At 66.3% G+C, this 25,836-nt stretch carries 21 protein-coding genes; 7 read left to right on the top strand and 14 right to left on the bottom strand.

Annotation, left to right across the window (positions count from 1 at the left end; translation table 11 throughout):
* Nucleotides 1-130: 130 nt before the first annotated feature.
* From tkt to pgl, 6 genes are all read left to right on the top strand, one after another.
* On the top strand, nt 131-2,227 hold the full coding sequence (gene tkt / locus FB464_RS05600; RefSeq protein WP_116414745.1) for a transketolase: 2,097 nt from the start codon (nt 131-133) through the stop codon (nt 2,225-2,227).
* Between the two features lie 45 nt (nt 2,228-2,272).
* On the top strand, nt 2,273-3,394 hold the full coding sequence (gene tal / locus FB464_RS05595; RefSeq protein ID WP_116414746.1) for a transaldolase: 1,122 nt from the start codon (nt 2,273-2,275) through the stop codon (nt 3,392-3,394).
* The gene (locus tag FB464_RS05590; protein ID WP_116414747.1) at nt 3,391-5,007 is read left to right on the top strand and encodes a glucose-6-phosphate isomerase; all 1,617 of its coding nucleotides are present in this window, start codon (nt 3,391-3,393) and stop codon (nt 5,005-5,007) included. Before tal ends, FB464_RS05590 begins: the two co-directional genes overlap by 4 nt.
* An 89-nt stretch (nt 5,008-5,096) precedes the next feature.
* Nucleotides 5,097-6,638 carry a glucose-6-phosphate dehydrogenase gene (zwf, locus tag FB464_RS05585; protein WP_116414748.1) on the top strand — a complete coding sequence of 514 codons (1,542 nt, stop codon included), beginning with the start codon at nt 5,097-5,099 and terminating at the stop codon, nt 6,636-6,638.
* The gene (locus tag FB464_RS05580) at nt 6,635-7,609 is read left to right on the top strand and encodes a glucose-6-phosphate dehydrogenase assembly protein OpcA (RefSeq protein WP_116414749.1); all 975 of its coding nucleotides are present in this window, start codon (nt 6,635-6,637) and stop codon (nt 7,607-7,609) included. Before zwf ends, FB464_RS05580 begins: the two co-directional genes overlap by 4 nt.
* Before the next feature lie 22 nt (nt 7,610-7,631).
* A complete protein-coding gene (pgl, locus tag FB464_RS05575; protein WP_116414750.1) occupies nt 7,632-8,402 on the top strand; it encodes a 6-phosphogluconolactonase in 771 nt (256 codons plus the stop codon).
* Between the two features lie 74 nt (nt 8,403-8,476).
* Here pgl and FB464_RS05570 read toward each other — a convergent pair whose 3' ends face one another.
* From FB464_RS05570 to uvrB, 12 genes are all read right to left on the bottom strand, one after another.
* Nucleotides 8,477-8,848 carry an RNA polymerase-binding protein RbpA gene (locus tag FB464_RS05570; protein ID WP_116414751.1) on the bottom strand — a complete coding sequence of 124 codons (372 nt, stop codon included), beginning with the start codon at nt 8,846-8,848 and terminating at the stop codon, nt 8,477-8,479.
* 11 nt (nt 8,849-8,859) lie between these two features.
* A complete protein-coding gene (gene secG / locus FB464_RS05565) occupies nt 8,860-9,111 on the bottom strand; it encodes a preprotein translocase subunit SecG (RefSeq protein WP_116283117.1) in 252 nt (83 codons plus the stop codon).
* An 88-nt stretch (nt 9,112-9,199) separates the two neighbouring features.
* The gene (gene tpiA, locus FB464_RS05560; protein ID WP_116416569.1) at nt 9,200-9,982 is read right to left on the bottom strand and encodes a triose-phosphate isomerase; all 783 of its coding nucleotides are present in this window, start codon (nt 9,980-9,982) and stop codon (nt 9,200-9,202) included.
* Nucleotides 9,979-11,205 (bottom strand): phosphoglycerate kinase, encoded by a 1,227-nt coding sequence (locus FB464_RS05555; protein WP_116414752.1) that lies wholly within the window; start codon nt 11,203-11,205, stop codon nt 9,979-9,981. The genes tpiA and FB464_RS05555 overlap by 4 nt, the downstream gene beginning before the upstream one ends.
* 13 nt (nt 11,206-11,218) lie before the next feature.
* Nucleotides 11,219-12,226, bottom strand: coding sequence for a type I glyceraldehyde-3-phosphate dehydrogenase (gap, locus tag FB464_RS05550; protein ID WP_116414753.1), 1,008 nt, complete (start codon nt 12,224-12,226; stop codon nt 11,219-11,221).
* A gap of 109 nt (nt 12,227-12,335) precedes the next feature.
* Nucleotides 12,336-12,959, bottom strand: coding sequence for a superoxide dismutase (locus FB464_RS05545; protein ID WP_116414754.1), 624 nt, complete (start codon nt 12,957-12,959; stop codon nt 12,336-12,338).
* A 42-nt stretch (nt 12,960-13,001) separates the two neighbouring features.
* On the bottom strand, nt 13,002-13,979 hold the full coding sequence (whiA, locus tag FB464_RS05540) for a DNA-binding protein WhiA (RefSeq protein WP_116414755.1): 978 nt from the start codon (nt 13,977-13,979) through the stop codon (nt 13,002-13,004).
* Between the two features lie 60 nt (nt 13,980-14,039).
* Entirely contained in the window at nt 14,040-14,918 is an 879-nt protein-coding gene (gene rapZ, locus FB464_RS05535; protein WP_116414756.1) for an RNase adapter RapZ, read from the bottom strand.
* A gap of 107 nt (nt 14,919-15,025) precedes the next feature.
* The gene (uvrC, locus tag FB464_RS05530; RefSeq protein ID WP_116414757.1) at nt 15,026-16,879 is read right to left on the bottom strand and encodes an excinuclease ABC subunit UvrC; all 1,854 of its coding nucleotides are present in this window, start codon (nt 16,877-16,879) and stop codon (nt 15,026-15,028) included.
* Nucleotides 16,876-19,767, bottom strand: coding sequence for an excinuclease ABC subunit UvrA (gene uvrA, locus FB464_RS05525; RefSeq protein ID WP_116414758.1), 2,892 nt, complete (start codon nt 19,765-19,767; stop codon nt 16,876-16,878). Before uvrA ends, uvrC begins: the two co-directional genes overlap by 4 nt.
* A gap of 208 nt (nt 19,768-19,975) precedes the next feature.
* Nucleotides 19,976-20,275, bottom strand: a complete 300-nt coding sequence (locus FB464_RS05520) for a helix-turn-helix domain-containing protein (protein ID WP_116414759.1) — start codon at nt 20,273-20,275, stop codon at nt 19,976-19,978.
* Between the two features lie 113 nt (nt 20,276-20,388).
* On the bottom strand, nt 20,389-22,452 hold the full coding sequence (gene uvrB / locus FB464_RS05515; RefSeq protein WP_116414760.1) for an excinuclease ABC subunit UvrB: 2,064 nt from the start codon (nt 22,450-22,452) through the stop codon (nt 20,389-20,391).
* 93 nt (nt 22,453-22,545) lie between these two features.
* Between uvrB and FB464_RS05510 the strand changes: the two genes are divergently transcribed.
* Entirely contained in the window at nt 22,546-23,571 is a 1,026-nt protein-coding gene (locus tag FB464_RS05510; protein ID WP_116414761.1) for an ATP-dependent 6-phosphofructokinase, read from the top strand.
* Here the strand turns inward: FB464_RS05510 and coaE are convergent.
* Nucleotides 23,568-24,224: a dephospho-CoA kinase gene (gene coaE, locus FB464_RS05505; protein WP_116414762.1), complete on the bottom strand. Its 657-nt coding sequence runs from the start codon at nt 24,222-24,224 to the stop codon at nt 23,568-23,570. The genes FB464_RS05510 and coaE overlap by 4 nt on opposite strands.
* Nucleotides 24,225-24,335: 111 nt before the next feature.
* The gene (gene rpsA, locus FB464_RS05500; RefSeq protein WP_116414763.1) at nt 24,336-25,796 is read right to left on the bottom strand and encodes a 30S ribosomal protein S1; all 1,461 of its coding nucleotides are present in this window, start codon (nt 25,794-25,796) and stop codon (nt 24,336-24,338) included.
* Between the last annotated feature and the right edge of the window lie 40 nt (nt 25,797-25,836).

The raw sequence follows: 25,836 nt of genomic DNA, 5'->3' as shown, positions 1-25,836 counted from the left end.
TAGAAGTCGGCACGGGCGGGCGGCGGCACCCCCGGAATCTCTATACTGGGAGCCGAGGTGGGAATCACCTGCGGCTCAATGGTGTCCGGGGTCTCACCGCGTCGGCAACCGAAGAAGGGCTCTAAACCTCGTGGCATCACTGCAGTGGGATTCAATTGACGACAAGGCCGTTAGCACAGCGAAGGTTCTCGCTGCTGACGCCGTCGAGAAGGTCGGGAACGGTCATCCGGGTACCGCCATCAGCCTTGCGCCGCTCGCCTACCTTTTGTTCCAGAAGGAGATGCGCCGCGACCCCAGCGACAACGAGTGGATCGGCCGCGACCGTTTCATCCTCTCTGTGGGCCACAGCTCACTCACCCTGTACATCCAGCTGTACCTCGGCGGCTACGGCCTCGAACTCGACGACCTGAAGAAGCTCCGCACGTGGGGTTCGCTGACGCCCGGCCACCCCGAGTACGGCCACACCGACGGAGTCGAGATCACCACCGGCCCGCTCGGCCAGGGTCTCGCCTCGGCCGTCGGTTTCGCCTACGCCTCGCGCTTCGAGCGCGGACTCTTCGACCCGGATGCCGCACCCGGCACGAGCCCGTTCGACCACTTCGTCTACACCATCGCCGGTGATGGCGACATGGAGGAGGGCGTCACCAACGAGGCTTCCTCGCTCGCCGGTCACCAGCAGCTCGGCAACCTGATCGCGTTCTACGACTCGAACCAGATCTCGATCGAGGACGACACGAACATCGCGTTCACCGAAGACGTGCACGCGCGCTTCGAGGCCCTGCACTGGCACGTGCAGGTCGTGGACTGGAAGAAGACCGGAGTCTACGTCGAAGACGTCCAGGCCCTGAGCGAGGCCATCGACGCCGCCAAGGCCGAGACCTCCAAGCCCAGCCTGATCATCCTGAAGACCATCATCGGCTTCCCGAGCCCGAAGAAGCAGAACACCGGCAAGATCCACGGGTCGGCTCTCGGTGCCGAGGAGCTGAAGGGTCTCAAGGAGGTGCTCGGCTTCAACCCCGACGAGACCTTCGCCGTCTCGGACGAGGTCATCTCCCACACCCGTGAGGCCCTGACCCGTGGAACCGCAGCCCACGAGGAGTGGCAGGTCGGCTTCACCGCCTGGGCCGAAGCCAACCCCGAGAAGAAGGTGCTGCTCGATCGTGTTCTGTCGGGCGACGTGCCCGACGGCCTCGAAGCCGCTCTCCCCGTTTTCGAGGCGGGCAAAGAGGTCTCGACCCGCGCCTCCTCCGGCAAGGTCATCAACGCGATCGCCGAGATCATGCCCGAGTTCTGGGGCGGCTCGGCCGACCTCGCGGAGTCGAACAACACGACCATCGAGTCGGCGGCGTCGTTCGTGCCCGCTGAGCACTCCACCCACGAGTGGACGGGCAACCCCTACGGCCGCGTGCTGCACTTCGGCATCCGCGAGCACGCCATGGGTTCGATCCTGAACGGCATCGTCCTGCACGGCAACACCCGCCCCTTCGGCGGCACATTCCTGATCTTCTCCGACTACATGCGCCCGGCTGTGCGTCTCGCGGCGCTCATGAAGTCCCCGGCGATCTACGTCTGGACCCACGACTCCGTGGCGCTCGGCGAAGACGGCCCGACCCACCAGCCGATCGAGCAGCTGTCGACGCTGCGTGCGATCCCGGGTCTGGATGTCGTCCGCCCCGGGGATGCGAACGAGGTCTCCTATGCGTGGAAGACGATCCTCGAACGTCGCCAGGGACCGGCCGGTCTCGCGTTGACGCGCCAGAACATCCCCGTCTACGAGCGTGGCGAGGGCGAGGCGAGCGGTGAGACGTTCGCCTCGGCGAAGTACACCGCGCAGGGCGCCTACGTTCTGGCCGAGGCTCCGAACGGCACGCCCGACGTGATCTTCATCGCGACCGGTTCCGAGGTGCAGATCGCCGTCGAGGCGCGCGAGCTGCTGAAGGCCGACGGCATCAACGCCCGCGTCGTGTCCGCTCCGTGCTTGGAGTGGTTCGAGGAGCAGAGCGCCGAGTACCGCGAATCGGTGCTCCCCGCTGCCGTGAAGGCGCGCGTGTCGATCGAGGCCGGCCTCGCGCTGACCTGGCGGGGTTACGTCGGTGACGCCGGCAAGAGCGTGTCGATCGAGCACTTCGGCGCATCCGCCGACTACAAGACGCTGTTCCGCGAGTTCGGGATGACCACCGGCGCCGCGATCGAGGCCGCCAAAGTCTCGCTTGCGGGCCTCAAGTAACTCCACGCTTCCTTCACCCACACCCGTTTCAAGGAGACAACACGCATGACTGATACACAGACATCCACTCCCACCGCGCAGCTCTCAGCCGTCGGCGTCAGCATCTGGCTCGACGACCTCTCGCGGGAGCGACTGAAGACCGACAACCTGCAGAAGCTCATCGCTGAGAAGAACGTCGTCGGCGTCACGACCAACCCGTCGATCTTCGCTTCCGCCCTGGCCAAGGGCGAGGCGTACGACGAGCAGGTTCGGGAACTCGCTGCGAAGGGCACGAACGTCACCGACGCCGTGTTCGAGATCACGACGAGCGACGTCGCACAGGGCTGCGACATCTTCCGCCCGATATACGATTCGACCAACGGCTTCGACGGTCGCGTGTCGATCGAGGTCGAGCCCGGCTTCGCGAACGATGCTGCGGCAACGATCAAGCAGGCCAAGGAACTGTTCGACAAGGTCGACAAAGAGAACGTGCTCATCAAGATCCCCGCGACGATCGAGGGTCTCGAAGCCATCACCGCCACGATCGCGGCCGGAATCAGTGTCAACGTGACCCTGATCTTCAGCCTCGAGCGCTACCGCGACGTCATCAACGCCTACCTGGCCGGTCTCGAGCAGGCGCAGGCCGCTGGCGAAGACCTGACGAAGATCCACTCGGTCGCCTCGTTCTTCGTGTCGCGCGTCGACACCGAGATCGACAAGCGTCTCGTCGCCATCGGCACCGACGACGCCCTCGCGCTGAAGAGCAAGGCCGGCGTCGCGAACGCCCAGCTCGCCTACGAGGTCTACGAGCAGGCCTTCTCGACCGAGCGTGCGAAAGTCCTGCTCGAAGCCGGTGCCAACAAGCAGCGGCCGCTCTGGGCATCCACCGGTGTGAAGGACCCCGACGTGCTCGACACGACCTACGTGGTCGAGTTGGCAGCGCCCGAGGTCGTCAACACGATGCCCGAGAAGACGCTCGACGCGACCTTCGACCACGGTGTCGTCGCCGGCAACACGATCGCCGGCAGCTACGCCGCCGCGAACAAGGTGCTCGACGCCATCGCCGCCCAGGGGATCTCGTACGCCGAGGTCACCGAGCTGCTCGAGAAGGAGGGTGTCGAGAAGTTCATCGTGTCGTGGAACGAACTGCTCGAGACCGTCCAGACGGCGCTGGACGCCGCCAAGTGAGCGTACGGATCCACGTCAGTGGACCGGCGGCCGTAGCGGTCGACACCCATCTCCCGCAGCTGGTCGACGACCTCGTGGCCTCGAGCATCACGGCGTCAGACCCCGCGCTCTGGGGCCCCGAGGCCGAGGCCGACGCGGCAGTGCGGCTCGGCTGGGTGGAGGCCGTCTCGGTCTCCCGCCCGCTGGTCGCCGAGATCGAGGCGCTGAGGAGCGAGCTCCTCGCGAAGGGTGTGGATCACGTCGTGCTGGCCGGCATGGGTGGATCCTCCCTCGCTCCCGAGGTCATCGCCGGTACCGCCGGTGTCTCGCTCACCGTGCTCGACTCGACGGCCCCGACCCAGGTCGAGGCCGCGGTGAACGACAGCCTCTCGGCGACCGTTCTCGTGGTCTCGTCGAAGTCGGGGTCGACAGTGGAGACCGACAGCCAGCGCCGTGTCTACGAGAAGGCGTTCCGCGACGCCGGTATCGACCCGGCGGAGCGCATCGTCGTAGTGACCGACCCGGGCTCGCCGCTCGAGTCGTCGGCGCGCGAGGCCGGCTACCGGGTGTTCACGGCCGACCCGAATGTCGGTGGCCGCTACTCGGCCCTCACCGCCTTCGGGCTCGTGCCGTCGGGCCTGGCGGGTGCCGACATCAGCGAACTCCTCGACGAGGCGGAAGCGATCGAGCTCTACCTCGCCACCGACGACGTCGACAACCCGGGCCTGATCCTGGGCGCTGCGATCGCCGGCACCTCGCCTCTGAAGGACAAACTGGGCATCGTCTCCGACGGCACCCACATCGTCGGTTTCGCGGACTGGGCCGAGCAGCTCATCGCCGAGTCGACGGGCAAGATCGGCCGCGGCCTTCTCCCCGTGGTTCTCGACACGGGCGCGCCAGAACTGAAGGAGGGCCTGGATGATCTCCAGATCGTCCGCCTGGTGAAGGACGCCGACCAGTTCCACCTCATCCCGACCAGAGGTCACCGTCACGACGGTGAGATCCTCGTCAGCGGGTCGCTCGGCGGCCTGCTGCTGACCTGGGAGTACGCGGTCGCCGTCGCAGGTCGCCTGCTCGGCATCAACCCGTTCGACCAGCCCGACGTCGAGTCGGCCAAGGTCGCGACACGGGGGTTGCTGGATGCCCAGCCGACCCCTGAGGCCGCCGCCTTCGTCGATGCGGGCATCGAGGTGCGCGGAACCGCTTCGGTCGTCGAGGGTGTCCACACCGTCGCCGCCGCGATCGCTGCGCTGCTCGCCGGGACTCCGGCAGACGGTTACGTGGCCATCCAGGCCTATGTGGACCGGCTGGCACTCCCCCAGCTCGCCGAGCTCCGGGACGCGGTCGCAGCGAAGATCGACCGCCCGGTCACCTTCGGCTGGGGACCGCGGTTCCTGCACTCGACCGGCCAGTACCACAAGGGAGGCCCTGCGACCGGAGTCTTCCTGCAGATCACCGAGAACGCGAGCAGCGATCTGGGTGTACCGGATCGGCCGTTCACGTTCGGCCAGCTCATCCAGGCCCAGGCGGCAGGTGACGCCAGTGTTCTCGAGCAGCTCGGCCGCCCCGTTCTCCGACTGAACCTGACCGATCCTGCCGCGGGTGCCTCCGTTCTGTTCGACGCCGTCGGGTAGACCTCCGAGCCAGGCACCCCGCCCGGCGCGCACGCACGGCGCGTCGGGCTCTTCACCCCACACACACCAGAGCACACGCAAGGAGCACGATGCCACCGGTAGAGATCACTCCGGATTTCAATCCGCTGAGGCTTTCGACGGACCGCCGCCTGAACCGGATCGCCGGGCCCAGCGCCCTCGTGATCTTCGGTGTGACGGGCGACCTGTCGCGTAAGAAGCTGATGCCGGCGGTCTACGACCTCGCCAGCCGCGGACTCCTCCCCCCGGGCTTCTCGCTCGTCGGCTTCGCCCGACGCGACTGGGAAGATCAGGACTTCGAACGGGTCGTCCACGACTCGGTCAAGGAGTACGCCCGCACTCCCTTCGACGAAGATGTGTGGCGCCAGCTCTCCGAGGGCATCCGGTTCGTGTCGGGTGAGTTCGACGACGACTCGGCGTTCGAGCACCTGAAGGAGGTCATCGACGAGCTGGACTCCACCCGGGGCACCATGGGCAACCATGCGTTCTACCTGTCGATCCCGCCGAAGGCCTTCCCCCTGGTCACGGAGCAGCTCCGCCGTTCGGGCCTGGCCCGTCCGGAGCCCGGCCAGTGGCGCCGCGTCGTCATCGAGAAGCCGTTCGGCAGCGACCTGAAGACGGCCCGTGAGCTGAACGATGTCGTCGAATCCGTGTTCGCCCCCGACGACGTCTTCCGCATCGACCACTACCTCGGCAAGGAGACGGTGCAGAACATCCTCGCGCTCCGTTTCGCCAACCAGCTCTACGAACCCATCTGGAACGGCAACTACGTCGACCACGTGCAGATCACCATGGCCGAGGACATCGGGGTGGGCGGCCGCGCCGGTTACTACGACGGCATCGGCGCGGCACGCGACGTCATCCAGAACCACCTGCTGCAGCTGATGGCGCTCACCGCCATGGAGGAGCCGATCTCGTTCAACGCCGCAGACCTGCGGGCCGAGAAGGAGAAGGTGCTCGCCGCCGTCAAGCTTCCCAAGGATCTCTCGCACTCGACCGCTCGCGGCCAGTACTCGAGCGGCTGGCAGGGCGGCGAATACGTTCCCGGCTTCCTCGAAGAAGACGGTATGAATCCGGAATCGACCACCGAGACCTATGCCGCCGTGCGCATAGACATCGGAACCCGGCGCTGGGACGGCGTGCCGTTCTACCTGCGGGCAGGCAAGCGCCTCGGCCGTCGGGTGACCGAGATCGCCGTCGTGTTCAAGCGGGCCCCCCAGCATCTCTTCGCCGAGAGCCAGACGTCGGAACTCGGCGCGAACGCGCTCGTGATCCGCGTGCAGCCCGACGAGGGTGTGACGATCCGGTTCGGGTCGAAGGTGCCCGGCGCCGGCGTGCAGGTGCGCGATGTGACGATGGACTTCGGCTACGGCCACGCCTTCACCGAGGCCTCCCCCGAGGCCTACGAACGACTCATCCTCGATGTGCTGCTCGGTGACCCACCCCTCTTCCCGCGCCACCAGGAAGTGGAGCTGTCGTGGAAGATCCTCGACCCGATCGAGGAGTACTGGGCCACACAGGGCCAGCCCGACCAGTACCGCCCCGGAACCTGGGGGCCGGACTCGGCCGATGAACTCTTAGCCCGCGACGGAAGAACCTGGAGACGCCCGTGATCGTCGACTTTCCCGACACCAATACCAGCAAGATCTCGAAGGCGCTCGTCAAGATCCGCGAGGAGGGCGGCGCTGTCGCCCTCGGGCGTGTTCTCACGCTGGTGATCCGCACGAGCCTCGGGCATGAGGAAGAGGCCATCGAGGCGGCCAACGACGCCTCGCGCGAGCATCCGATGCGCGTCATCGTGGTCTCGACCGACACCGACATCGATGCCGCACGGAGCGGTCGCGGCGCTCGGCTCGACGCGCAGATCCGCGTGGGCGGCGACGCCGGGGCGAGTGAAGTGGTGCTGCTGAAGGCGTATGGCGCCGCAGCGTCCGACGAGGAGGGTCTCGTGACGGGGCTGCTCCTGCCCGACGCACCCGTCGTCGTGTGGTGGCCCGGTGAGTCGCCCGACAAGGCGTCGACGTCGAGCCTCGGTCGCATCGCCCAGCGACGCATCACGGATGCCTCGAACCACCCGAACCCGGTCGAGTCCCTGATCCGGCTCTCCGAGACGTACGCGCCCGGTGACACGGACTTCGCGTGGACGCGCCTCACGCTCTGGCGGGCCCAGCTCGCCGCGGTGCTCGACCAGCCGCCCTTCGAGCCCGTCGTCGCGGTGGAGGTGCAGGGGGCATCCGATTCGCCCTCCACACTGCTTCTGGCCGCGTGGCTCGGTCACCAGCTCGAAGCGCCGGTGACCTACGGGCTCACGAAGCGCGCCAACGGGTCCAGCGGCATCCACAGTGTGAAGCTGGTGCGCGAATCCGGGGTGATCGAACTCGTGCGCGAGATCCCGAACGTCGCGACCCTGATCCAGCCGAATCAGCCCACCCACGACCTCGCCCTGCCGCGCCGGAACCTCCGGGACTGCCTCGCCGAGGAGCTGCGCAGGCTCGATCCCGACGACCTGTATGGTGAAGTGATCTCGGTGGGTCTTGCCGAGTTGTTCGAATCGACAGATGTCGGCCTGACCGGCCGTTCATAAGTACCTACTAGGGCTGAAATCTATGACAACCGATCGCCGCGTTCTGGTCCACCCCGACAAAGACTCTTTGGCTGGGGCGGTCGCAGCCCGGTTCATCACGAAGATCATCGACATCCTCGATGAGAACGATGAAGCGCACGTGGTACTGAGCGGCGGCAGCGTGAACACGGCCGTCCTGGCTGCCATCCGCAACTCCCCTGCGCAGAACAATGTGGACTGGAAGCGGATCAGCTTCTGGTGGGGTGACGAGCGGTTCGTCGAAGCGGGAAGCTCCGACCGGAACGATGGGCAGGCGCGCGAGGCGCTCCTCGACCACATTCCGCTCGATGAGGCGAAGGTGCACGCCTTCGCCTCATCGGACGAGATACCCGACATCGACGAGGCCGCCGCTTCGTACGCGGCAGAGCTCGAGGCCGCGGCTCCGGATGGCCAGCGGTACCCGCGCTTCGACATCATGTTCCTCGGGGTCGGTCCCGACGGGCACATCGCCTCCCTGTTCCCCGGGCTGTCAGGAATCACGGAGACCGAGAAGACCGTCATCCCCGTGCTGAACTCCCCCAAGCCGCCGCCCCTCCGCCTCAGCCTCACCCTCCCGGTCATCCGCTCGGCCGACCGCATCTGGCTCGTCATGGCCGGCTCCGACAAGGCGTCGCCGCTTGGTCTGGCCCTGGCGGGCGCCTCGATCGAAGAGGTGCCGGCCGCCGGTGCCGAGGGACGCAAGCGCACCGTCTTCTTCGTCGACCAGGATGCCGCGGCAGAGGTTCCCGAGAACCTCATCGCCCCCTCCTACTGACACGCGCGCCGCACAAGAAGAAGGGCCGGAGAGTGGATCTCCGGCCCTTCTTCTTTGTACGCTTCGCGCGGGTACTACTTCGTGGTGGGAGCCGCCGTGCCGCGCCGGGCGCGGAGCTGGGCCAGCGCGTCTTCGAGGAGCTGTGCTGCCTCTTCTTCGGTGCGGCGCTCTTTCACGTAGGCCAGGTGGGTCTTGTACGGCTCGAGCTTCGCCACCGACGGGGGGTTCAGCTGGTCGCGACCGGCCGGCAGACCCGACTGGGGAGAGTCGATGGTCTCGGGGATCTCGTCGACCGGGAGGTTCGCTGCGAAGTACCGCACGGTCTCGTTGCCGAGCGCGTCCCAGTAGGAGACCTTGATGCGATCGGCGTGGTAGCCCCGATCCTGTTCGCCCATGGGTCCAGCGCCGACGCGCGAACCTCTGATGGCGCTGCCGCCTGATGCCATGGAATGCCCCCCTAGTTTCCGGAATCGAATTTGGTGATGAGGCCGAGAACAATGATGCTCGCGACCCAGATGACGCCGAGAATGACGGTGATGCGGTTGAGGTTTCGCTCTGCGACACCGGATGCACCGAGGTTCGAGGTGACGCCACCGCCGAACATGTCTGAGAGCCCGCCACCGCGACCGCGGTGGAGCAGGATCAGGAGTGTCAGAAGCAGACTGGTTATGCCGAGCAGAACCTGCAAGACGACCTGGAGGATTTGCAAGGGTTACCTTTCACACACGACGGGAGACGACCAGCCCCCCGCAAGACCAAGGGTAAGTATACCTTGGTCTCGCCGACTTGGAGATTTGCTACACGCCCACGTGCTTCTTGTAGCGCACGATGGCACTGAACTCGTCGAGATCGAGGCTCGCGCCTCCGACGAGGGCGCCGTCGACGTTCGGTTCGCGCATGAAACCGGCGATGTTGCCCGACTTCACCGAACCGCCGTAGAGGATGCGGGTGGCGGCAGCGGTTTCGGAGCTGAGCGTGGTGGCGAGCTCCGCACGGAGGGCTGCGCAGACCTGCTCGGCCTGCTCGGGCGTCGCTGCCTGGCCGGAGCCGATCGCCCAGACGGGCTCGTAGGCGACGACGAGGTTCGCGTCGGAGGCGACACCGGCGAGGGCGGCCTTCAGTTGCGCGACCGGTACGGCGCTCGGGCCGAACTTCTCGAGGTCCTCGGCGGTCTCACCGACACAGAGAACGGGTACGAGGCCGTGCTTGAGCGCGGCGGCGACCTTGGCGCCGATCTCCTCGTCGGTCTCGTTGTGCAGCGTACGGCGCTCTGAGTGCCCGATGATCACGTAGGCGCATTCCAGCTTCGCGAGGAACTGGCCGGAGATCTCACCGGTGTAGGCACCCGAGTCGTGGGCAGAGACATCCTGAGCGCCGTAGGCGAGTTCGAGCTTGTCGGCCGAGACCAGGGTCTGCACCGAGCGCAGGTCGGTGAACGGCGGGAAGATCGCGACCTCGACGTCGTCGAAGCTGTGCGAGGCGTCTTTGAGGCTCCAGGCGAGCTTCTGCACGAAGGCGATCGACTGCAGGTGGTCGAGGTTCATCTTCCAGTTGCCGGCGATGAGGGGTGTGCGGGTCATGATGCTGTCCATCCGAGAACGTCGAGGCCGGGCAGGCGCTTGCCTTCGAGGAATTCGAGGCTCGCACCGCCGCCGGTGGAGATGTGACCGAATTGGTCGTCAGTGAAACCGAGCGCACGGACGGCGGCTGCGGAGTCCCCGCCGCCGACGACGCCGAGGCCGTCGACCTTCGTCAGTGCGGCGGCGATGGATCGGGTTCCCTCGGCGAAGGGAGCGAGTTCGAAGACGCCCATCGGGCCGTTCCAGAACACGGTGTGTGCGCTCTCGATGATGCTTGCGAAGGTGGCTGCGGTCTCCGGGCCGATGTCGAGGCCGAGGCCGCTCTCACCGAACGGTGTCTCCTCGATGGTCTCGGCGCTGGTGACGGTGTGCTCGGCATCTGCGCCGAACTTCGATGCCACGACGACATCTGTCGGCAGAACGATCTTCACGCCGAGTTCGGCCGCTGTGTCGAGGTAACCCTTGACGGTGTCGATCTGGTCCTTCTCGAGCAGGCTCGCGCCGACCTGGTGACCCTGGGCGGCGAGGAAGGTGAAGAGCATTCCGCCGCCGATCAGCAGCGAGTCGACCTTCGGCAGCAGGTGGCCGATGACCCCGAGCTTGTCGGAGACCTTCGAGCCGCCGAGTACGACGGCGTACGGGCGCGTGGGCTTCTCAGTGAGCTTCTCGAGTACGTCGAGCTCTGTCTCGATCAGCAGGCCGGCAGCGCTCGGCAGCAGTTCGGCGAGCTCGAAGACGCTCGCCTGCTTGCGGTGCACGACGCCGAAACCGTCGGAGACGAAGGCGTCCGCGAAAACGGTGGCTACAAGGCGCTCAGCGAACTCGCGGCGTTCGGCGTCGTCCTTGCTCGTCTCCCCCGGGTTGAACCGGAGGTTCTCGAGCAGCGCGAAGCCGCCGTTCTCGAGGTCGCCTGCGGCCTTCGATGCGCTCGCGCCGACGGTGTCGTCCGCGAAGGCGACAGGCTGCTCCAGCAGCTCGGAGAGTCGCGAGGCGACCGGCGCCAGGCTGTACTTTGCTTCGGGCGTGCCCTCAGGGCGCCCGAGGTGGCTCACGATGACCACCTTGGCGCCCTGAGAGGCCAGAGCCTGAAGCGTGGGAAGTGACGCACGGATACGACCGTCGTCGGTGATGGTGCCGTCTTTCAACGGCACATTCAGGTCGCAGCGGATGATGACAGTCTTGCCATCGAGCGACCCGAGGGACTCAAGCGTACGTATCGTCACTTCTCGTTTTTCTCTACAGCTTGTCGGCGACGTACTCGGTGATGTCGACGAGACGGTTGGAGTAGCCCCACTCGTTGTCGTACCACGAAGCCACCTTGACCTGGTTGCCGATGACCTTGGTCAGGCCGGCGTCGAAGATCGAGGAGTGCGGGTCGCCCACGATGTCGCTGGAGACGATCTCGTCTTCGGTGTACTTCAGGATGCCCTTCAGTGGTCCCTCGGCAGCAGCCTTGTATGCGGCGTTGACCTCGGCCACGGTGACGGGCTTGGTCGCTTCGACGGTGAGGTCGGTGATCGAGCCGGTCGGCACCGGAACGCGGAGCGCGTAGCCGTCGAGCTTGCCGACGAGCTCGGGGATGACGAGGCCGAGCGCCTTGGCGGCACCGGTCGAGGTCGGGATGATGTTCGCGGCCGCAGCGCGTGCACGGCGGAGGTCGCTGTGCGGCCCGTCCTGCAGGTTCTGGTCGGCGGTGTAGGCGTGCACGGTGGTCATCAGGCCACGCTCGATGCCGAAGTTGTCCATGAAGACCTTGGCCAGCGGCGCGAGGCAGTTCGTGGTGCACGACGCGTTCGAAATGACGTCGTGGATGGCGGGGTCGTACGTGCCCTCGTTGACGCCGAGAACCAGCGTGGCGACGCCGTCGCCGGTGGCGGGAGCGGAGACGATGACCTTCTTGGCGCCGCCCTGGATGTGCTTGCGGGCATCCTCTGCCTTGGTGAAGCGGCCGGTGGACTCGATGACGATGTCGACACCCAGCTCGCCCCACGGGAGGTTGGCGGGATCGCGCTCGGCCAGCACGAGGATCGGCTTGCCGTTGACGATGATGTTGTCACCCTCGAGCTCGACGGTGGCGTTCAGGCGACCGTTGATCGTGTCGTACTTGAGGAGGTGGGCGAGGGCCTTGTTGTCGGTCAGGTCGTTGACGGCGACGATCTCGATGTCGCTGCCCTTGGCGAGGGCTGCTCGGAAGTAGTTACGGCCAATGCGGCCGAAGCCGTTGATGCCGATCTTTACGGACACGTAGTGCTCCTGTGAGTGTGGCCCCGCGGGGCTGGATGAAATATTCGTACAGGTGTTACCGGTGGAGAAAGGGTGGCGGGCCCCCCGTGGAGGGCCCGCCACAGCGTCGCTATGACAGTACCAGCAGGCCGTTCGTCTTCTCGGTCGCGGCAGCGTAGCGCGCGGCCACGTTCTCCCAGTTCACGATGTTCCAGAACGCCTTGATGTAGTCGGCGCGCACGTTCTTGTAGTCGATGTAGTAGGCGTGCTCCCAGACGTCGAGCATGAGCAGCGGCACGAGGCCGAAGGGCACGTTGCCCTGCTGGTCGAACAGCTGGAAGATGCTGAGTTTCGCACCGAGCACGTCGTAGGCGAGAACCGACCAGCCCGAACCCTGCACGCCGAGCGCGGTGGCGGTGAAGTGCGCCTTGAACTTCTCGAGGTCACCGAAGTCGGAACCGATGGCCTCGGCGAGTGCACCGGTGGGCTCCGAGGTGTCGGGGGTCAGGTTGGTCCAGAAGATGGAGTGGTTGACGTGGCCGCCGAGGTTGAACGCCAGGTCTTTCTCGAGCTTGTTGACGGCGCCGAGGTCGCCCTTGTCGCGCGCGTCTGCGAGGGCGCTGTTGGCCGTGTTCGCACCGGCGACGTAGGTCGCGTGGTGCTTGTCGTGGTGCAGCTGCATGATCGTCGCACTGATGTGCGGCTCGAGCGCTGCGTAGTCGTAGGGAAGGTCTGGAAGGGTGTATTCAGCCATCATTTTCTCCTTGTACTCGTTTGTTCCAGTCTATTGAATGGTTCAGTCGTCGAGATCGGGTGGCAGGTTCGCATCCGTGCCGGGGATCCCGAGGTCGAGCGCCTTCTTGTCGGCCATGGCGAGCAGGCGACGGATGCGCCCGGCGATCGCGTCTTTCGTCATGGGCGGATCGGCGTGGTGACCCAGTTCGTCGAGGCTCGCGTCCCGAAAGTTCAGCCGGAGTTCACCTGCGTAACGCAGGTGCTCGGGCACCTCGTCGCCGATGATCTCCAGTGCGCGCTCCACCCGGGAGCACGCCGCCACGGCGGCCTGGGCCGAGCGGCGGAGGTTCGCGTCGTCGAAGTTCACGAGACGGTTGGCGGTCGCACGCACCTCGCGGCGCTGGCGCATCTCCTCCCAGCGGGCCACGGACTTCTTCGCGCCCATCAGGCCGAGCATCGACGCGATGGCCTCGCCGTCCCTGATGACGACCCGGTGCACTCCGCGCACTTCGCGCGCCTTGGCGGCGACGTGCAACCGGGCGGCAGCACCGACGAGGGCCATGGCCGCCTCGTTGCCGGGGCACACGATCTCGAGCGCGGCGGATCGTCCGGGGTCGGTGAGGGAGCCCTGGGCGAGGAAGGCGCCGCGCCAGACGGCCCCGAGTTCGTCGATGGAGCCGGTGGTGAGCCGGTTCGGCAGGCCGCGGATGGGGCGGCGGCGGGCATCCAGAAGCCCCGTCTGGCGAGCGAGCGTCTCGCCGCCTTCGAGCACTCGTACGAGGTAGTAGCTGCCCCGGCGCACACCCGAAGCGGAGACGAGCTGCACCTCCCCGCGCACCCCGTAGAGCTCGGCGAGGTCCTTGCGGACGCGCTTGACGAGTTCGGGGGTGTCGAGCTCCGATTCGATGGCGATGCGGCCCGAGATCAGGTGCAGTCCTCCGGCGAAACGCAGGATCGTCGCGAGTTCAGCGGCGCGGGCAGAGGTTCTGCTGACCACGACTTCGGTCAGTTCGTTCTTGACATCGGCGGTGAGAGCCAATCTCTTCCATCTCCTTCGTCAGCTCCACCGACGCCCTCGTGAGGCGCGGTGTCGCTGCAGTTATTCGCGACCCAGGTCGCGATGCTTGACACTCACCACGACTCCGGGGTTGGTGCTGATCAGGTCTGCCAGGCTGCGCGCCACGGCGACCGAGCGGTGTTTGCCGCCCGTGCAGCCTATGGCAATTGTGGCGTGTCGTTTGTTCTCGCGCTGGTAGCCGGCGAACACGGGAGCCAGCGCCTTCGCGTAGTTCGCGATGAAGTCCTGCGCCCCCTCCTGGGAGAGCACATACGCGCTCACCTCCGGGTCGAGGCCGGTCTTGTCCTTCAGCTCGGGGATCCAGAACGGGTTCGGGATGAAGCGGCAGTCGGCCATCGCGTCGGCATCGGCCGGTGCGCCGTACTTGAAACCGAAGCTCATGATCGTGACCTGCACGCCGGCCGTGTCGACGGCCGAGAAGCGCTCCTGCACGGCGTTCGCCAGCTGGTGGACGTTCAGGTCGGACGTGTCGATGATGATGTCACTCGACTCGCGGATCGCCGTCATCCGTGCCCGCTCGGCGCCGATACCGTCGAGCAGCGTGCCGTTGCCCTGCAGGGGATGCGGACGCCGCACCTGCTCGAACCGGCGCACGAGTGTCGCATCCGTCGCTTCGAGGAAGACGACCCGCAGCTGGATGCCGCTCCGGAGCGCCTGGATGATCTCCTGCAGATCGGTGAAGAAGTCGCGCCCGCGCACATCGACCACGGCGGCCAGGCGCGGAAGCGTCGACCCGGCGTGCTCGGCGAGGTCGACCATCGGCCGGAGCATCTGCGGGGGCAGATTGTCGACGACGTACCAGCCGAGGTCTTCGAGCGCGTTCGCCACGGTTGAACGCCCCGCACCCGACATGCCCGTCACGATGAGCACTTCCTGCTGCCGCGCAGTCTCGGGTGTCATCGTCTGTCGAACTCTCGCCTCGTCGGTGCCTGATCTTCGGTGCTTGATCTGTCGTCACCTTCAACCCTACCGGGCCGGGCCGACACGGGCCCGCGGCATCCGTTCGCTCAGCTGCGAAGCTGCCGGTGGATGGTCGTGGCCAGCAGCTCGCCGACGCCCTTGACCTCGGCGATCTGTTCGGGCGTCGCCTGCTTGAGCTTCGAGACCGAGCCGAACTCCTTCAGGAGGGTCTTGACCCGCGCCGGTCCGAGCCCTGGGATCTCGGAGAGCACGCTCGTGATGTCGCGCTTGCGGCGGGCCCGTTGGTGGGTGATGGCGAAGCGGTGGGCCTCGTCACGGATGCGCTGCAGCAGGAAGAGCGCCTCGCTGCCGCGCGGCAGGATGACCGGGAAGTCGTCGTCGGGCAGCCAGATCTCTTCGAGCCGCTTCGCAAGGCCGGCGAGGAAGATGCCCTGCACGCCCGACTCCCGGAGGGCCCGGGCCGCTGCCTGTACCTGCGGCTGGCCACCGTCGACGATCAGCAGGTTCGGCGGGTACGAGAACTTCTTGGTGACGCTGTCGGACTCGCTCCGCTCGGAGCCCTCCTCGAGGTATGCGAGTCGCCGCGTGATCACCTGGTAGATCGAGTCCGTGTCGTCGGTGGTCTCGGGGATCGTGAAACGTCGGTACTGGTCTTTGCGGGCGAGCCCGTCTTCGAAGACCACCATCGAGGCGACCACGTTCGTGCCGCCGAGGTGCGAGACGTCGAAGCACTCCATGCGAAGCGGTGCGTCGGGCATCCCGAGACCGTTCTGGATGTCCGTGAGGGCCTCGGTGCGCGCCACGAAGTCGGTGCTGCGGCGCATCTTGTAGAGCATCAGGGCGTTCTTCGCATTGAGGGTGGCCGTCTGCATCAGCGCGGCCTTCTCGCCGCGCTGCGCGGTCTTCAGGGCGACTTTGGATGTTCCGCGGCGCTCGGAGAGCCACTGCTCCAGTTCGGCAGCGTCGTCCGGGAGGTCGGGCACGATGATCTCGCGCGGCGGGATCTGTCCCTCGTAGGCGGTCTGCAGGATCGAGTCGACGAGTTCGGCGGTGGTGAGGTCGAGCTCCTTGTCGACCATCCAGGCGCGCACACCGCGGATGCGGCCGCCGCGCACGATGAACTGCTGCACGGCCGCAGCCAGCTCGTCGTGTTCGATTCCGAAGAGGTCGGTGTCGACGCTGTCGGCCAGCACCACGGTGCTCTTCTCGAGCACGGCGTCGAGCGCGTGCAACTGGTCGCGGAAGCGGGCCGCCTTCTCGTACTCCTGGGCCTCGGAGGCTTCGCGCATCCGCTTCGTCGTCTCGGTGACGAACCGTTTGTCGTGGCCGTTCATGAACGCGATGAAGTCGTTCACGAGCTCGCGGTGCTCTTCGATGGTGACCTTGCCCGAGCAGGGCCCGCCACAGCGGCCGATCTGGCCGGGGAAGCACGGCCGGCCGCTCTGCATCGCCTTCTTGTAGCTCGAATCGGAGCAGGTCCTGATCGGGAACGCCTTGATCATCAGGTCGATGGTGTCGTGCACGGCCCAGATCTTCGGGTAGGGACCGAAGTACTTGGCACCCTTGATTCGCTGGTTGCGGGTGACCATGACGCGCGGGGCCTCGTCGCCGAGCGTGATCGCCATGAACGGGTAGCTCTTGTCGTCACGGAACTTGACGTTGAACGGCGGGTCGAACTCCTTGATCCAGGTGTACTCGAGCTGCAGGGCCTCGACGTCGGTGCCGACGACGGTCCACTCGACGCTCGACGCCGTGGTGACCATGCGGCGGGTGCGCTCGTGCAGGCTCCTGAGAGGGGCGAAATAGTTGCTCAGGCGGGCACGGAGGTTCTGCGCCTTGCCGACGTAGAGCACCCGGCCGGTGGAGTCACGGAAGCGGTAGACGCCCGGCTGGGTGGGGATCTCCCCCGCCTTCGGGCGATAGCTGACAGTGTCGGTCATGACGCCTTACGCCGCGTGCCTTCCTCCGCATCCAGGATCTCTTTGAGGAAGAACCCGGTGAAGCTCTTCTTGACGCGGGCCAGCTGCTCGGGAGTACCGGTCGCCAACACCTTGCCGCCACCGGATCCGCCTTCGGGACCCAGGTCGATCAGCCAGTCGGCGCTCTTGATCACGTCGAGGTTGTGCTCGATGACGATGACGGTGTTGCCCTTGTCGACGAGTCCGTTCAGCACCAGGAGGAGCTTTCGCACGTCTTCGAAGTGCAGGCCGGTGGTCGGTTCGTCGAGAACGTAGACCGAGCGCCCGTTGGAGCGCTTCTGCAGTTCGGTGGCGAGCTTGACCCGCTGCGCCTCGCCGCCGCTGAGCGTCGTCGCGCTCTGGCCCAGGCGTACGTAGCCGAGTCCGACCTCGACGAGTGTCTTCAGGAACCGGTGGATCGCGCCGATCGGCTCGAAGAACTCGGCCGCTTCGGCGATCGGCATCTCGAGCACCTCGGCGATGTTCTTGCCCTTGTAGTGCACCAGGAGGGTGTCACGGTTGTACCGCGCTCCCCCACAGACCTCGCAGGCAACATACACATCGGGCAGGAAGTTCATCTCGATCTTGATCGTGCCATCGCCCGAGCACGCCTCGCAGCGACCGCCCTTGACGTTGAAGCTGAACCGGCCGGGCTGGTAGCCGCGCGTCTTCGCCTCGATCGTCTCCGAGAAGAGGGTTCGGATGCGGTCGAAGACCCCGGTGTAGGTCGCCGGGTTCGAGCGCGGGGTGCGGCCGATCGGGTTCTGGTCGACGTGCACCACCTTGTCGAGGTTCTCGAGGCCGGTGACGCGCTTGTGCTTGCCCGGCAGCTTGCGGGCACCGTTCAGCTTGTTGGCGAGCACGCGGTAGAGGATGTCGTTCACCAACGACGACTTGCCGGAGCCGCTCACGCCGGTGACGGCGATGAAGGTGCCGAGCGGGAAACTGACGGTGACGTTCTTGAGGTTGTTGGCCTCGGCGCCGACGACGACGATCTCCCGGTCGGGGTCGAGTGGACGCCGGCGGTCGGGGATGTCGATCGACTTGCGGCCGGACAGGTAGTCGCCCGTGAGGCTCTCGGTGTTCGCGAGCAGGCCCTCGTACGATCCCGAGTGCACGACCTTCCCGCCGTTCACGCCGGCGCCGGGGCCGATGTCGACGACCCAGTCGGCCGTGCGGATCGTGTCTTCGTCGTGCTCGACGACGATCAGCGTGTTGCCGAGGTTCTTCAGCTTGACGAGCGTTTCGATGAGTCGCCGGTTGTCGCGCTGGTGAAGGCCGATGCTCGGTTCGTCGAGCACGTAGAGCACTCCCGTGAGACCCGATCCGATCTGCGTCGCGAGACGGATGCGCTGGGCCTCACCGCCGCTCAGCGAGGCGGCCGCGCGGGCCAGGTTCAGGTAGTTGAGCCCGACCTGGATCAGGAAGTCGAGCCGCAGGCGGATCTCCCGGAGCACCTGCGCGGCGATGTGGGCCTCGCGCTCGGTGAGGGTCAGGTCGTCCATGAAGGCCTGCGCGTCGGAGAGGCTGATGTCGGTCACGTCGGCGATGCTGTGGCCGTTGACCAGCACCGCGAGCACCTCGGGCTTCAACCGCTTGCCGTTGCAGACGGGGCAGGCGACCTCACGGAGGTACTCGGCCCAGCGCGCGCGCTGGTTGTCGGTCTCGGCCTGCAGGTACTGCCGTTCGATGTAGGGAACCACACCCTCGAAGCCGGAGGTGTAACTCATCTCGCGACCGAAGCGGTTCTTCCACTTCACCCGCACCTCGAAGTTGTCGCCGCGGAGAACCGCCTCCTGGACGGTCTTGCTGAGCTCGTTCCATGGGGTGCTGAGGTCGAACTTCAGGTCGCGGGCCAGGCCCTGCAGCAGCTTGTCGTAATAGTTGTAGAGCCCCTTGCCCTGGGTCGACCACGGGATGAGCACACCCTCGTTGATGCTCAGCTCGGGGTCGCCGAGCAGCAGGTCGGCGTCGACCGACATGCGTGTGCCGAGACCCGAGCACTCGGGGCAGGCGCCGAACGGGGCGTTGAACGAGAAGGTGCGCGGCTCGATCTCGGTGAGATGGATCGGGTGCTGGTTCGGGCAGCTCAGCTTCTCGCTGAACGTCTGCCAGGCATCCGGGCCGTCGGCGTCGACGTAGTTGACCTGCACGATTCCATCGGTGAGCCGCAGCGCGGTCTCGAGCGAGTCGGTGAGGCGGCCGAGGATGTCGGGGCCGGCGACCAGGCGGTCGACGACGACCGAGATGTCGTGTTTGAACTGCTTCTTCAGCTTCGGCGGTTCGTTCAGCTGGATGGTGTCGCCGTCGACCACGGCGCGGGAGTATCCGCCGGCTGCGAGCTCCTTGAAGAGGTCGACGAACTCGCCCTTCTTCTGCGAGACGACCGGGCTGACGACCTGGTACCGGATGCCCGTCTCGAGCTCCATCAGCTGGTCGGCGATCTGCTGCACCGTCTGGGCGGAGATGACCTCTCCGCAGACAGGGCAGTGCGCGATACCGATACGTGCCCAGAGGAGCCGCATGTAGTCGTAGATCTCGGTGATGGTGCCGACCGTCGAGCGCGGGTTGCGGTTCGTCGACTTCTGGTCGATGCTCACCGCCGGGCTCAGGCCCTCGATGAAGTCGACGTCGGGCCGGTCGACCTGCCCGAGGAACTGCCGGGCGTACGCGGAGAGCGACTCGACGTAGCGGCGCTGACCTTCGGCGAAGATCGTGTCGAACGCGAGGCTCGACTTGCCGGACCCGGAGAGACCCGTGAAGACGACGAGCGAGTCGCGCGGAATGTCGAGGTCGACGTCTCGAAGGTTGTGCACGCGGGCACCGCGTACGCTCAGTTTTCCGGCGGAATCCACCTTGGTAATTGACACCCTAGAAGTCTATGGTCTGCCACTGACACTCCCTCCCGTGGGGTCGCTGCGGTCGCCGTTCTACGCTGAGAGCGGAGGCGCCCTCGCACGCTGTTCCGCGCACGTTTGTCGCTTCCGCGCCTGCGCGCGCACCCGCGCATGCGACGAACTGCAGCGGAACCGTTCTGGGGGCGCGGAGGGCGCGGAGGGCGCGACTGCGCTGCTCGAGCTAGGCGCGCTGGGTGCGCTCCCGGATGAATTCGGCCGCCGTCAGGGTGTGCGAGCGCCCGGGCACCATCTCCGGGCGGATGCCCGTGAGCCACGATCCCGGATCCGCACTCAGCGCACCCGCCAGCGCAACGATCGTCGAGAGGCTCGGGTTCGTCTGGCCCCGCTCGATCTTGCCGACGTTCGTGACGTGCATTTCCGCCAGCTCGGCGACATGCTCCTGGCTCACCCCGAGTTGGAGGCGGGACGACCTCACGCGTTCGCCGAAGATGCGGGCGGCTTCAGAATGCAGTTCAGGCATACCTCATGAGTACTCACCTGAGTGATTCGCTACCAGAGCGCAGAGGCCCGATGCTTTGAAACCTTGCTCATGTTTGACCCCGGCCACGGGTCGCCACCGTTGTCGAGCATACCTCAGATGTGGCCCGCCTTCTCCATCTGGCGGAGCTCGCGCTTCAGGTCGCCGAGCTCGTCCCGGAGTCGCGCGGCCAGCTCGAACTTCAGTTCGGCGGCGGCCGTCATCATCTGGTCGTTGAGGTCGCCGATGAGGCCCTCGAGCTCGTTCGCACCCGCGGCCGCGATGCCCTCGCGCCGCAGGTTCGGGGTCGGGCTCTTCTTCTTGCCGCCGCGACCGGCGAGCAGCTCGGCCGTGTCGGCTCCCTCCCGCGCAAGCATTTCGGTGATATCGTTGATCTTCTTGCGGAGCGGCTGCGGGTCGACCCCGCGTTCGAGGTTGTACGCGACCTGCTTCTCGCGCCGTCGCGTCGTCTCCTCGATGGCGCGGGCCATCGAATCCGTCATGACATCGGCGTACATGTGCACCTGGCCGGAGACGTTCCGCGCCGCACGACCGATCGTCTGGATGAGCGACGTCGACGAGCGCAGGAACCCCTCCTTGTCGGCATCCAGGATCGCCACCAGCGACACTTCGGGCAGGTCGAGCCCCTCCCGCAGGAGGTTGATGCCGACCAGCACGTCGTAGACGCCGGCACGCAGTTCGGTGAGCAGTTCGACCCGGCGCAGCGTGTCGACGTCGGAGTGCAGGTAGCGCACCCGCACGCCGTGCTCCCCCATGAAGTCGGTGAGTTCCTCGGCCATCTTCTTCGTGAGGGTGGTGACGAGAATGCGTTCGTCTTTCGCGACGCGGATGCGGATCTCCTCCAGCAGGTCGTCGATCTGCCCCTTGGAGGGCTTCACGATGATCTCGGGGTCGATCAGGCCGGTCGGCCGGATGATCTGCTCGACCACCCCGTCGGCGATACCCATTTCATACTTGCCGGGTGTCGCCGAGAGGTAGACCTTCTGGCCGACGCGGTCGTTGAACTCGTTCCAGCGGAGCGGACGGTTGTCGAGCGCACTCGGCAGCCGGAAACCGTGCTCGACGAGCGTGCGCTTGCGGGAGGAGTCGCCCTCGTACATCGCCCCGATCTGCGGAACAGTGACGTGCGACTCGTCGATGACGACCAGGAAGTCGTCGGGGAAGTAGTCGAGCAGGCAGTGCGGCGCCTCGCCGGGGTTCCGCCCGTCGATGTGCCTGGAGTAGTTCTCGATGCCGGAGGTGAAGCCGATCTGCTGCATCATCTCGAGGTCGAAGGTGGTGCGCATCCGGAGCCGTTGGGCTTCGAGCAGCTTGCCCTCCCGTTCGAGCTGCTTCAGCCGGTCGCCGAGCTCCTCCTGGATCGTGCCGATGGCGCGATGCATGACGTCTGTGTCGGCAACGTAGTGGGAGCCCGGGAAGATCGAGACCGAGTCCATCTTTCGGATCACGTCGCCGGTCAGGGGGTGCAGCGTGTAGAGCGCCTCGACCTCGTCGCCGAACATCTCGACCCGGATCGCGAGTTCTTCGTACATCGGAATGATCTCGATGGTGTCGCCGCGTACCCGGAAGTTGCCGCGGGAGAAGTCGATGTCGTTCCGCTGGTACTGCATGGAGATGAACTTGCGGATCAGCCAGTCGCGGTCGACCTTCATGCCCACCTGCAGTGCCATCATCGCGTTCATGTACTGCTGGGGCGTGCCGAGGCCGTAGATGCAGGAGACCGTCGACACCACGATCACGTCGCGGCGGCTGAGCAGCGAGTTCGTCGTGGAGTGCCGCAGCCGCTCGACCTCCGAGTTGATCGAGCTGTCCTTCTCGATGAAGGTGTCGGTCTGCGGCACGTACGCTTCGGGCTGGTAGTAGTCGTAGTACGACACGAAGTACTCGACCGCGTTGTTCGGCATCAGCTCGCGGAACTCGTTCGCGAGTTGCGCGGCAAGGGTCTTGTTGTGGGCGAGCACAAGCGTCGGCCGCTGCACCGCCTCGATGAGCCACGCGGTCGTCGCCGACTTGCCCGTACCGGTCGCACCGAGCAGCACGACGTCTGTCTCGCCGGCGTTGATGCGGGCCGTGAGCTCGGCGATCGCCGCCGGCTGGTCACCGCTCGGTGTGTAGTCACTGATGACTTCGAAGGGGCGAACAGAGCGAGTGGGTTCCATGCTCCAAGTTTACGAAGGGCCACTGACACCGGCTGCCTTCGCGGCAGGATCGGCCGTCGATTACGCTGTGCGGGAAAGCCATAGGGTATAGCCATGCGAATTGGAATTCTGACCAGCGGTGGAGACTGCCCGGGCCTGAACGCGGTCATCCGCGGCATTGTGCTGAAAGGCACGGAGATCAACGACCAGGAGTTCGTCGGCTTCCGCGGCGGGTGGCGCGGAGTCGTCAAGTCCGACCTGATCGAGCTCGGTCGCGCGAATGTGCGCGGTATCGCCAAAGAGGGCGGCACCATCCTCGGCACCTCGCGCACCAACCCGTTCGAGGGCGAGGGCGGCCCCGAGCGCATCCAGGCGAACATGGAGCGCGAAGGCATCGACGCCATCATCGCCATCGGCGGCGAGGGCACCCTGGCGGCTGCCAAACGGCTCACGGATGCCGGACTGAAGATCGTCGGAGTGCCGAAGACCATCGACAACGACCTCGACGCCACCGACTACACATTCGGCTTCGACACCGCCGTTCAGATCGCCACCGACGCCATGGACAGGCTCCGCACCACCGGCGACTCCCACAGCCGCTGCATGGTCGCCGAGGTGATGGGCCGGCACGTCGGCTGGATCGCCCTGCACTCCGGCATGGCCGCGGGCGCGCACGCGATCCTCATTCCTGAGCAGAAGACCACGATGGACGAGGTCCGCGGCTGGGTCGAGAGCGCCAACGCCCGCGGGCGTTCACCGCTCGTCGTCGTCGCCGAGGGTTTCATCCCCGGGTCGGCCGACGACGCCCACTCCGAGCGCGGGCTCGACGCCTTCGGCCGCCCACGCCTCGGTGGCATCGGCGAACGTCTCGCCCCGATGATCGAGGAGATGACGGGCATCGAGACCCGGGCGACCACCCTCGGCCACATCCAGCGCGGCGGGGTGCCGAGTGCATTCGACCGGGTGCTCGCGACCCGGCTCGGCATGGCCGCCAGCGATTCTGTGCAGGCCGGCAACTGGGGCCAGATGGTGGCGCTCCGCGGAACGGAGATCGAGAACGTCGGCTTCGAAGAGGCCCTCGGCAAGCTGAAGACGGTTCCGCAGGCGCGGTACGACGAGGCCGCGCAGCTCTTCGGCTAGGCCCGGTCCGGCCGGGTCCCGGATGCCGCCGCGCTCCGCGCGCCGGTCCCGGGGAGAGCCTTCAGCGTCTCCCAGAGAGCGTCCACCTGCGCGCGCGTCTCGCCGAGAGTGCCGTTCGAATCGATGACGGTGTCGGCGACGGCCAGGCGTTCGGCTTCGGTGGCCTGCGAGCCGATCCGGCTGCGGGCATCCACCTCGGACATGCCGCGGAGTTCGATGAGCCGCCGCACGCGCGTCTCCTCTTCGGCGCTCACGACGATGACGAATTCGAAATCGTAGGGCCGCCTGGTCGCCTCGAGCAGAAGCGGTACGTCGTAGACGACGATGGCTTCCGGATCGGCCGCCCCGGCGGCGGTGATGCGCTCGAGGCCCAGGCGGTGCACCGCCGGGTGTGTGATGTCGTTCAACTTCTGCAGCTGCGCGGGCTGGCCGAAGACACGCTTGCCGAGGGCAGGGCGGTCGAGGGAGCCATCGGGCCGGATGAGGTCGGCGCCGAAGGTGTCGCTGAGCTGCCGCAGCGCTTCCGTTCCCGGTTCGACGACCTCGCGGGCGAGTTTGTCGGCGTCGACGATGACCGCCCCGTGTTCGGCGAGACGGGCGGCGACGGTGGACTTTCCGGAGGCGATGCCGCCGGTGAGGGCTACGAGGTGCACGGTTTCATGTTAGCGAGTGCGCCGCCGGGCATCCGGAACCCTGCATCTGCCGGGAACGGCGAAAGGCCGCCCTCCCGAAGGAGAACGGCCTCTCGTGTGCTGCTGTGGTGCCTAGGAGTTGCTGGAGGACAGCTTCTCGCGAAGCGCCGCGAGGGTCTCGTCGTCGGCGAGGGTGCCGGCTCCGGTTGACTCGCTGGAGAACGACGAACCTGCCGAGGTGCCGCTGACGGCGTCGAGCGGGGTCTCCTCGTTGGAGGTCGCAACCTGCTTCTTGTGGGCTTCCCAGCGAGCCTGGGCTGCAGCGTAGTCCTGCTCCCACTTCTCGCGCTGGGTCTCGAAGCCTTCGCGCCACTCGTTGGTCTCCGGGTCGAAGCCTTCGGGGTACTTGTAGTTGCCCTGGTCGTCGTACTCGGTGAGCATTCCGTAGAGTGCCGGGTCGAACTCGGTACCCTCGGGGTCGACACCCTCGTTGGCCTGCTTGAGGCTCAGCGAGATGCGGCGACGCTCGAGGTCGATGTCGATGACCTTGACGAACACGTCGTCACCGACCGAGACAACCTGCTCGGCGAGTTCGACGTGCTTGCCCGAGAGCTCGGAGATGTGCACGAGGCCTTCGATACCCTCTGCGACGCGGACGAACGCGCCGAAGGGAACCAGCTTCGTGACCTTGCCCGGAGCAACCTGCCCGATGGCGTGGGTGCGGGCGAAGACCTGCCACGGGTCTTCCTGCGTCGCCTTGAGCGACAGGGAGACACGCTCGCGCTCGAGGTCGACCTCGAGGATCTCGACGGTGACCTCCTGGCCAACCTCGACGACCTCTGAGGCGTGCTCGATGTGCTTCCAGCTGAGCTCGGAGACGTGGACCAGACCGTCGACGCCGCCCAGGTCGACGAACGCACCGAAGTTGACGATCGACGAGACGACGCCCTTGCGGACCTGTCCCTTCTGGAGGTTGTTCAGGAACGTGGTGCGGCTCTCGCTCTGCGTCTGCTCGAGCAGGGCGCGGCGCGACAGGACGACGTTGTTACGGTTCTTGTCGAGCTCGAGGATCTTCGCTTCGATCTCCTGGCCGAGGTACGGCGTGAGGTCGCGAACGCGGCGGAGCTCGATGAGCGATGCCGGCAGGAAGCCGCGGAGGCCGATGTCGACGATGAGGCCACCCTTGACGACCTCGATGACCGAACCGGTGACAACACCGTCGGCGTCCTTGATCTTCTCGACGTCTCCCCAGGCACGCTCGTACTGTGCGCGCTTCTTGGAGAGGATCAGACGGCCTTCTTTGTCTTCCTTCTGGAGGACGAGGGCCTCGACCAGGTCGCCGACCTGGACGACCTCGGTGGGATCAACGTCGTGCTTGATGGAAAGTTCGCGCGAGGGAATGACGCCCTCGGTCTTGTAACCGACATCGAGGAGGACCTCGTCGCGGTCAATCTTTACAACGGTGCCTTCGATGAGGTCTCCGTCGTTGAAGAACTTCAGTGTCTTCTCGACCGCGGCAAGAAAGTCTTCAGCAGATCCGATGTCGTTGACGGCGACCTGCTTGGGTGCCCTGTCGGTCGTTACGATTGTCATGTAGTAGTTGCTCCAGTATGGACATGTATCGGGCCGGGCG

The organism is Subtercola boreus (genome assembly GCF_006716115.1).
GTDB lineage: Bacteria > Actinomycetota > Actinomycetes > Actinomycetales > Microbacteriaceae > Subtercola > Subtercola boreus.
Note: the sequence above shows the minus strand (reverse complement) of the source record. Positions and strands in the feature narration are given on the sequence as shown.